The sequence below is a fragment of the Alkalihalobacillus alcalophilus ATCC 27647 = CGMCC 1.3604 genome (genome assembly GCF_000292245.2).
GTDB classification, from domain to species: domain Bacteria; phylum Bacillota; class Bacilli; order Bacillales; family Bacillaceae_D; genus Alkalihalobacillus; species Alkalihalobacillus alcalophilus.
Genome location: NZ_ALPT02000054.1, coordinates 21135 through 29232, shown reverse-complemented (window position 1 = coordinate 29232; position 8098 = coordinate 21135). Strand labels below are relative to the sequence as shown.

Annotated in this window: 9 protein-coding genes; 7 read left to right on the top strand and 2 right to left on the bottom strand. The window is 37.4% G+C overall.

Annotated features, from left to right (window positions below; translation table 11 throughout):
• The first annotated feature begins 201 nt into the window (after window positions 1-201).
• The 3 genes from BALCAV_RS14325 (at window position 202) to BALCAV_RS14315 (ending at window position 2851) form a co-directional block, all read left to right on the top strand.
• Window positions 202-1113 (top strand): NAD-dependent epimerase/dehydratase family protein, encoded by a 912-nt coding sequence (locus BALCAV_RS14325; RefSeq protein WP_003321950.1) that lies wholly within the window; start codon window positions 202-204, stop codon window positions 1111-1113.
• 382 nt (window positions 1114-1495) lie between these two features.
• On the top strand, window positions 1496-2347 hold the full coding sequence (locus BALCAV_RS14320; RefSeq protein WP_003321951.1) for a M15 family metallopeptidase: 852 nt from the start codon (window positions 1496-1498) through the stop codon (window positions 2345-2347).
• Between the two features lie 84 nt (window positions 2348-2431).
• On the top strand, window positions 2432-2851 hold the full coding sequence (locus BALCAV_RS14315; protein ID WP_003321952.1) for an NUDIX hydrolase: 420 nt from the start codon (window positions 2432-2434) through the stop codon (window positions 2849-2851).
• A 91-nt stretch (window positions 2852-2942) separates the two neighbouring features.
• On the opposite strand, the gene BALCAV_RS14310 is transcribed toward BALCAV_RS14315, so the two are convergent.
• Complete coding sequence (locus BALCAV_RS14310) at window positions 2943-4538, bottom strand: peptide chain release factor 3 (RefSeq protein WP_003321953.1); 1596 nt, start codon at window positions 4536-4538, stop codon at window positions 2943-2945.
• 222 nt (window positions 4539-4760) lie between these two features.
• Between BALCAV_RS14310 and BALCAV_RS14305 the strand changes: the two genes are divergently transcribed.
• The 3 genes from BALCAV_RS14305 (at window position 4761) to BALCAV_RS14295 (ending at window position 6604) form a co-directional block, all read left to right on the top strand.
• Window positions 4761-5738, top strand: coding sequence for a BMP family ABC transporter substrate-binding protein (locus BALCAV_RS14305; protein WP_003321954.1), 978 nt, complete (start codon window positions 4761-4763; stop codon window positions 5736-5738).
• 179 nt (window positions 5739-5917) lie between these two features.
• Entirely contained in the window at window positions 5918-6238 is a 321-nt protein-coding gene (locus BALCAV_RS14300; protein ID WP_003321955.1) for a hypothetical protein, read from the top strand.
• Window positions 6239-6322: 84 nt separating this feature from the next.
• Window positions 6323-6604, top strand: coding sequence for a hypothetical protein (locus BALCAV_RS14295; protein WP_003321957.1), 282 nt, complete (start codon window positions 6323-6325; stop codon window positions 6602-6604).
• 54 nt (window positions 6605-6658) lie between these two features.
• On the opposite strand, the gene BALCAV_RS14290 is transcribed toward BALCAV_RS14295, so the two are convergent.
• Window positions 6659-6898: a hypothetical protein gene (locus BALCAV_RS14290; RefSeq protein ID WP_003321958.1), complete on the bottom strand. Its 240-nt coding sequence runs from the start codon at window positions 6896-6898 to the stop codon at window positions 6659-6661.
• Between the two features lie 248 nt (window positions 6899-7146).
• Between BALCAV_RS14290 and BALCAV_RS14285 the strand changes: the two genes are divergently transcribed.
• Window positions 7147-8085 (top strand): beta-ketoacyl-ACP synthase III, encoded by a 939-nt coding sequence (locus BALCAV_RS14285; protein WP_003321959.1) that lies wholly within the window; start codon window positions 7147-7149, stop codon window positions 8083-8085.
• Window positions 8086-8098: the final 13 nt, after the last annotated feature.

Below are 8098 nucleotides of genomic sequence, written 5' to 3'. Positions count from 1 at the left end.
AGCGTCTTCATCAGCTGTTCTTATTTTTTCTCGCTTCTGAGCGAACAGGCTTCGCTTTTTATTTAATCTAGCTACGCCTGTTAGAAGCTCGAGAAAAATCGCCCATCTGAGTGAAGACAAAGAGCGTCTTCATCAGCTGTTCTTATTTTTTCTCGCTTCTGAGCGAACAGGCTTCGCTTTTTATATAGGAGGTTAGTTATTATGAAAAAAATTGTTGTGACGGGTGCCCTTGGGTTTATTGGTTTTCATTTATGCAAAAAGCTGATTGAATCAGGTTATGAGGTAGTAGCAATAGATGAAATGGTAAAAGAACGTCAAAATGAATTAGATGAAATGAGGATGAGACTTGGTCGAAATGCTCTTTTCCACTTAATTGAAAAGAAAGTGGAAGATTTAGATTTAAAATCTGAGTTAAAAGATGTGGATGCCATTTACCATTTAGCGGCTTTAACAAAATATGATAGCAAGTGGCCGAGACTACAGGAGGTTATTGCCCATAATGTTGCTTTAACAAAGAAAATCCTGCTGAATACACCACCACATTCTCGCTTTATTTTTCCGTCCACTGTTCAGGTTTATGGAGAAAGACCGGGGCTCATTACGGAAAAAACGCCGACAAATCCAACTTCTGCATATGGCATCACAAAGCTTGCAAGTGAAACATTGATTAGACAACTCGCTCCAGAAGAAAAAGTGGAATATGTCATTTTTCGATTGCCTAGTGTATATGGCCCTTTTCAGCGTAGTGATATGACTTATCAGCAAATTCTTGAAGGTGTGGATCACCCAAAAATGGATCGCTCTCAAATTGATATCCTTTATATTGATGATGTAATTGAAGCTTTTATGTTGGCTTTAGATACCGAACATGTCAATGAAGTGTATCAGCTTGCGACTGGCAAATTAGAAGAATGGTTTGAAGGGATAAAAGTATTAAAAATGGATGAGGAGCGAATTAGTAAAAGTAAGATTAAAACTACATTATCAACTGAAAAATCGAAGCAGCTATTAGGTTTTGAAGCGAAAACGCCTGTTTCAAAAGGCTTGAAGCAACAAAAGGAACATTATGAAATCCTGAAGAACCAAACTAAGGTTTCCGGTGAAAGTGAATAAATACCAAAATGACTTTGGCAAAAGCTGAAGTCATTTTGGTATTTATTAAAAGAGGTTACATAAATTTGTATTAAAATCAAAAAAAATATTAATATTAGAATGGTGCTGAACCCTCAAAGCTTAATTTCATGACCTTTTGGCATAGTATTTTTAATAATGGAATAATTTACAATAGGTCAATACAATCATACTTTTGGTAGAATATGATTAATAGAATGAGTCTTTCTATAACTAAAGGTTGATTTATGTCTGTGTCGTTTACTGTTCCTATTATTTCATTTATAATTTAACCTTAAGTAATCTAGTATGATGTCGTTCGTTTTTGTAAATAACGGTTAATAACAATGCAAGAGAAATTTTTTATAAGGTAGGTTAGGAAATAATGCTTAAAAAAGCCGCTCCATTGTTTATGTTTTTCCTTATAACAACGGTTATGATCGGTTGTTCTTTTTGGGATGAGGGACAAGCTGATAATAGGTTGCAAAAAGAAGCGGAACAAGTAGAGCAAGATCGTGATAAAGATGTGCACTATGAGGGAACTTCGGAAGAAATCTCTGCCAGCTTAAATGAAAATGAAGCAGAGGAAACGGAGGAAGGCTATGTCATATCAGCTGATAAAATCAACGAAGTGATTACTGTTGATGGACAAGCCGTTATTCAAAATCCGGATAATATATTTGCTAATATTAACCGAGAATTTCTACTACCTAGTGATTATATACCCGATGATTTGGTCGCTCCAAATGTTCGTTTTTCTTTTGATGAAGATGTAGAGAAACGTTACTTAAGAGAAGAAGCCGCGTTTGCTCTTGAAGAATTATTTACGGCAGCTGAAGAAGCCGGAATTGAATTATTTGCGATTTCAGGCTACCGTTCGTATGAAAGACAAGAAGTTCTTTATGACAATGCGTTAACTAATCATGGGGCTGATCAAGAAGTGGTTGCGATGCCTGGACAAAGTGAGCATCAAACAGGACTTGCTATGGATGTTTCAAGTCGAAGCAATGGCTTTGCTTTATCTGCGGCTTTTGAAGAAACAGATGAAGGACAATGGTTAGCCGAGCATGCTCATGAATACGGATTTATTATCCGTTATCCAAAAGGGAAAGAGGAAATCACGGGTTATGATTTTGAACCATGGCATCTTCGTTATATCGGAACAGAAATTGCCGAGATTTTATTTGAAAATGACTGGACTTTAGAAGAATATTTAGGTGAAGTTACTCCAATTTAATGGAGAAACCCTCTTGTGAAAGCAAGTGGGTTTTATTATGCTTAAAAAGCAAAAAAATAAAGAAAGTGAAATGGGGAAACGAAGATGAAGAGAGTCGATGTCGTGTATTCCATTATATTAAATGAAAAAAATGAGGTATTAGTTGTCCATAATAAGAAACATCAGAGTTGGTCTTTACCAGGTGGAGCGGTTGAACAAGGGGAGTCACTTGAGGAAGCAGCTAAAAGAGAAGTTTGGGAAGAAACGGGGTTAAAAGTCGAAATTGGACGGATTGTATCAGTGAATGAGGCGTATATGATGAATTTTGAAGAACATGCGATCTTTTTTACCTTTATAGCTACGGAGGTTAGAGGAGAAATTAATATTATTGATAAAGAGTGGATTCTTGATGTAAAGTGGGTTGACTTCAAAACAGCGAATGAATGGATGCCCTATTATGAAGGAAATTTAGAAGCTAAATTACAAAGCACTGCAAGTTATGTGTTTCAAGGTCAGAGGTGGTAAAACATTTATTAGGAATTTGGGATGGTAGAGGGTTGTATGAAAAGCCCCTTGGAGAAAATATGACGCTCCAAGGGGCTCTATTACTATTCGCTTACTTTTCTTCTTTAACAAAGGAGTTTTCATAAAAGCGTAGCTCTGGGTATTTGTCCATCGCTGTTCGCATTTGGAACTCATTTTCAAACAAGACAACGATTCGCTCGTCACGATCGGTTACTAAATTTCTTTGTGCCTTTTTAAACTTCTCCATCTCTTTTACCGGTCCATTCACCCAACGAGCAAAAGAGTAGGGGAGTCGCTCTAATTGTATATCGACATGGTATTCATTTTTGAGACGGTGTTCGAGTACTTCAAATTGTAACACTCCAACAACTCCAACAATTTGTTTTTCGACGTAGCTATTAAATGTTTTAAATAGCTGAATCGCTCCTTCTTCTGTTAGCTGATGAAGTCCTTTTTCATAAGACTTATGCTTTAAAGCTTCTTTGACCGTAATGGCACAAAAATGTTCGGGAGAGAAGTGAGGCATTTCATCAAATTCAAAAGCTTCTCCTGTTACAAGCGTATCACCTATACGAAGGTTACCTGGATCAAAAAGCCCAATAATGTCTCCTGCATATGCTTCTTCAACAAGGCTACGACTTTGAGCCAAAAACTGGGTCGGTTGAGCCAGTTTTAAATTTTTGCCGATCCGCACGTGTTTGACCGTCATACCTCTTTCAAACTTTCCAGATGTGATTCGCAGAAAAGCAATTCGATCACGGTGTGCTGGGTTCATATTCGCTTGAATTTTAAAAATAAAGCCAGAAAAACCTTGATGTTCAAATGGGTTAACGACTCCTTTTGTGCTCATCCGAGGTGTTGGTGCTGGAGCTAGTTTTAACATATGTTCTAAGAAAGTTTGGACACCGAAACTAGAAACCGCACTTCCGAAAAAGATAGGTGTTAATTCACCGTTTTTCACTTTCTCAACGTCATAATCATCGCCAGCTACATCCAATAATTCAAGTTCTTCGCGGAACTGTGCAACAAGTCCTTCGTCATTAATGGCTTCGTCTAGTTTTGGATCATCAGGGCCTGTTAATTGAATGATGTCAATGGCTTTTGGGTTGTCTGGATTGTATAATTCAAGTTTCTTTTCCATCCGATCGTATACACCTGAAAAAGATTGCCCCATTCCAATTGGCCAACCCATTGGATAAGAACGAATTCCGAGGAGGTTTTCGAGTTCTTCCATTAAATCAAAAGGATCTCGCCCTTGTCTGTCTAATTTATTGATAAATGTAAAAATCGGGATACCGCGCATTTTACAAACTTTAAATAATTTTTTTGTTTGGGCTTCGACCCCTTTAGCGACATCGATTAACATCGTAGCTGAATCAGCCGCTGTTAATGTACGGTAAGTATCTTCACTAAAGTCTTGGTGTCCAGGAGTATCCAAAATATTGACATGGTACCCATCATATAAAAATTCAAGGACGGAGCTCGTAACGGAAATCCCACGTTGTTTTTCAATTTCCATCCAGTCACTCATCGCGTGCTTGCTATTTTTTCTTCCTTTAACTGTTCCGGCTTCACGGATTGCTCCTCCAAATAAAAGCAGTTTTTCTGTTAATGTCGTTTTCCCTGCATCTGGATGGGAGATAATGGCGAATGTTCTTCGCGATTCTATTTCATTCATTTTAGTCATATCGATCCTCATTTCTACAAAATGCTACGATTCATTATACCAATGTTTAGGGGAGGAAGCACGTTTGAAAAAAAATTACAGTTTCATTACAAATGTCGAATTTACACAATGTCGAGAGGATTTGGACATACATTTAACGAATAAAAGAAATCGTTAACATCATTCCTTTCAACCGTGTTTTGCTACTTGAATGGATAAATAGCTTAAGAGGAGGAAGTCAACATGTTAAAGCAGAAAAAGTGGTTATTATTTATTCCTCTTTTTATCATTCCTATTTTATTTATCGGGTGTATTCAAACAATTAGTACGGCTGATTCAAATAATGTAGGGTTAATGCTAGAAGATACGATTAATGATCAAGGCTGGAATCGGCAAGGGTATGATGGTCTACTTAGAGTCCATTCTCAATTTAACTTAGAAGTGTTTTATAAAGAGGAAATTCAAACAATTGAACAAATGAAATATGCCCTTGAGGAATTTGAGCAAAATAATGTTTCACTAGTTTTTGGGCATGGGAAAAGGTTTGCGGATGCTTTTACGGAATTAGCGAAAAGTTATCCGGAGATTCATTTTGTTGTGTTTAATGGTGAGGTAGAAGGAGAGAATATTACCAGCTTTTCCTTTGATGGTTATGCGATGGGGTATTTTGCTGGTGTTTTATCGGCAATTATGACTCAAAATGATGAGGTCGGTGTGATTGCGGCATTTCCATGGCAGCCAGAGATCCAAGGATTTGTAGATGGTGTGCAATTTCAAAATGAGCAGGTCGAGGTAACGGTGGAACATGTGCTAAGCTGGCAGGATCAAGTTCAAGCTCTAACTTATTACGAGCAAATGAAGGGTCAGAACGTCGATATTATTTATCCGATTGGAGATGGCTTTCATATTGATATTATTGAAAAAAGTAAAAAAGATGGTCTTTATGTGATTGGTTATATTTCGGATCAATCTGATTTAGGAGAAGCATCGGTGTTAACGAGCACGATTCAGCATGTTGAGGATTTATATGTAAAAGTAGTTGAGCAATTTGTAGCGGGACAACTAGAGGCAGGAAACTACACACTCGATTTTCAAGAAGAGGTGATTAGTTTAGGACAATTTAGCTCTCAGGTGCCTGAAGAAGTCGCCTTCTATTTGCTCGAAGCTATTCAGTACTATATGGAGACTGGTGAAAAAGTTAAGATGCCATACTTGCATTAACAATCAAAACATAGTACCTTTATCGATAATCATCTACATATAAAGAAGTAAAGCTCAAATGGGATTTGATATTCCGTTTAAGAGCTTTTTACTTTTAGAGATATACTCATTATGTGAATATGTCTGCAGAAATAGAGCTATCATTCACATTAAGAGTCAAATAAAAAGGGGATATTGAAATGACTAATCCTAAAGAAGAGTTAACTCATTTTGCTAAACAAATAACGAAAGGCATTGAATTAGTAAAAAATAAGCAAGAACAAGAAGCCCTCCAAATTTTAGCCCCTTTTGTTCATTTAATGAAAGAAAGTGGAACAAACCATATTCGTTTATTTTCTTATTATGCCATTGCCGAACTACGAACAGGTGATATAGATGGGTTTGTTGAAAGTTATTTGGCTGTTAAGGAAATGCCGGCACAAACAAAAGAAGAAGAAGATATGCAGAGCAAATTAGAAGGATTGTTTCATTCCGTATTTGATGAATTAAACAAGAATTAGGACAATTAACTAATTAGACAAGCGCAAATTATAGGTCAGGGACATAACATAATGAAGAAAGCGAAATGAAGGAGAGTGTTCGTTATGTCCTATCACCCTATGACTCGTTCTTATCAGCCATCGATGTATCGCCACGGAGGGCAAGAAGAACGTTTTTTTCCTCTTTTACCTTTTGTTGCCGGGCTTGCTATTGGCCCTTTACTTTTTAATAGCTTTGGTGGCAATACGTATTACCCAGCTCCAAACTATGGACCGAATTTTGGGCCCAATTATGGTCCCCAATTTGGACCCGGTTATGGACCAGGGTTTGGCCCTCAGTTTGGTCCCCAATTTGGCCCTCAATTCGGACCGAATTTTAGGCCATAATTATAATAATTAAAAAGATGGTTCATGATACGTACATGAGCCATCTTTTTTTATTTACTCTTTTTCTTTTTTTTCGTCTTTTTCACTTGATTTATCTTCTAATAACGCCTGTGCAATTAGGATAATTGGCACAAATTTATCTAAAGCTGGCCCAATTTTGTCCACTAATACAATTAATTGCTCCACCGTATGAAAAAAAGATGACTTTTTCTCGGGCTCTGGTTCTGGCGGGCGTCCAAACATTAAATCTGAAAATAAATCTCTTTTGACTGGTTCTTGTTTCTTTTTAGACATTTTTACCCCTCCTCACTTAGAAAATGCCTAAATTAATCTTCACACATTAGTGTATGGGCAAAAACCATTCCTGTGTGAGGGCATATGCCTATTCTTAAATAAGGAATTAAGAAGTAGTTGAATGGCTAGAATAAGGTCAGGTTGAAGGATTTTTACTAGACATCAATAAAGTTTTGATATACTATTAGTAGCAGGTACTAAATTATTGGTTGGAAAAGACAAGTACAACTTGGAAGGGGAATTAAAGGATGCCAAAAGCTGGGATTTTAGGGTTAGGAAGTTATATTCCTGAAAATGTTGTGACAAATACCGATTTTGAGCAAAAAATAGATACATCAGATGAATGGATTAAAACGAGAACGGGAATTGAAGAACGTCGTTTTGCACCAGAAGAGATAAAAACATCTGATATGGCCTACGATGCAGCTGTAGAGGCATTAAAGGCGGCAGAGATAAAAGCTGAGGATTTGGATTTGATCATTGTGGCTACAGTAACACCTGATATGCCATTCCCATCAACAGCAGCCCTCATCCAAGGTCGCTTAGGTGCAAAAAAGGCGGCAGCTATGGATGTTTCAGCAGCTTGTGCGGGATTTATGTACGGCGTCATTACGGGACAACAATTTATTGAAACAGGAGCTTATCAACATGTTTTAGTCGTTGGAGTAGAAAAGCTTTCTTCTGTAACTGATATGAATGATCGAAATACAGCTGTCTTATTTGGCGATGGTGCAGGTGCAGCCGTACTTGGGCCAGTAGCAGATGATAAAGGAATTCTCGCATTTGAACTAGGGGCAGACGGTTCTGGGGCTATGCATATTAACTTACAAGGCGATTACATTGAAATGAACGGTCGCGAAGTATTTAAATTCGCCGTAAGACAGATGGGCGAGTCTTGTTTAAATGTGATTGAAAAAGCAGGATTAAACAAAGAGGATGTTGATTTTCTTATTCCTCACCAAGCTAATATTCGAATCATGGAAGCCTCAAGGGAACGTCTCGGTTTACCGATTGAAAAGATGGCGAAAACGGTTCATAAATACGGAAATACTTCATCAGCCTCTATCCCTATGGCTTTCGTTGATGAATTAAAAAATGGTAAAGTAAAAGATGGAGATACTGTCGTTTTAGTTGGTTTTGGCGGTGGATTAGTTTGGGGAGCAATCGCCCTCGTTTGGGGAAAATAATAATAGATATTGA

Bases quoted from the DNA above. Each gene is read 5' to 3' on its own strand.
- BALCAV_RS14325 (WP_003321950.1), top strand. From the start codon at position 202: ATGAAAAAAATTGTTGTGACGGGTGCCCTTGGGTTTATTGGTTTTCAT.
- BALCAV_RS14320 (WP_003321951.1), top strand. From the start codon at position 1,496: ATGCTTAAAAAAGCCGCTCCATTGTTTATGTTTTTCCTTATAACAACG.
- BALCAV_RS14315 (WP_003321952.1), top strand. From the start codon at position 2,432: ATGAAGAGAGTCGATGTCGTGTATTCCATTATATTAAATGAAAAAAAT.
- BALCAV_RS14310 (WP_003321953.1), bottom strand. From the start codon at position 4,538: ATGACTAAAATGAATGAAATAGAATCGCGAAGAACATTCGCCATTATC.
- BALCAV_RS14305 (WP_003321954.1), top strand. From the start codon at position 4,761: ATGTTAAAGCAGAAAAAGTGGTTATTATTTATTCCTCTTTTTATCATT.
- BALCAV_RS14300 (WP_003321955.1), top strand. From the start codon at position 5,918: ATGACTAATCCTAAAGAAGAGTTAACTCATTTTGCTAAACAAATAACG.
- BALCAV_RS14295 (WP_003321957.1), top strand. From the start codon at position 6,323: ATGTCCTATCACCCTATGACTCGTTCTTATCAGCCATCGATGTATCGC.
- BALCAV_RS14290 (WP_003321958.1), bottom strand. From the start codon at position 6,898: ATGTCTAAAAAGAAACAAGAACCAGTCAAAAGAGATTTATTTTCAGAT.
- BALCAV_RS14285 (WP_003321959.1), top strand. From the start codon at position 7,147: ATGCCAAAAGCTGGGATTTTAGGGTTAGGAAGTTATATTCCTGAAAAT.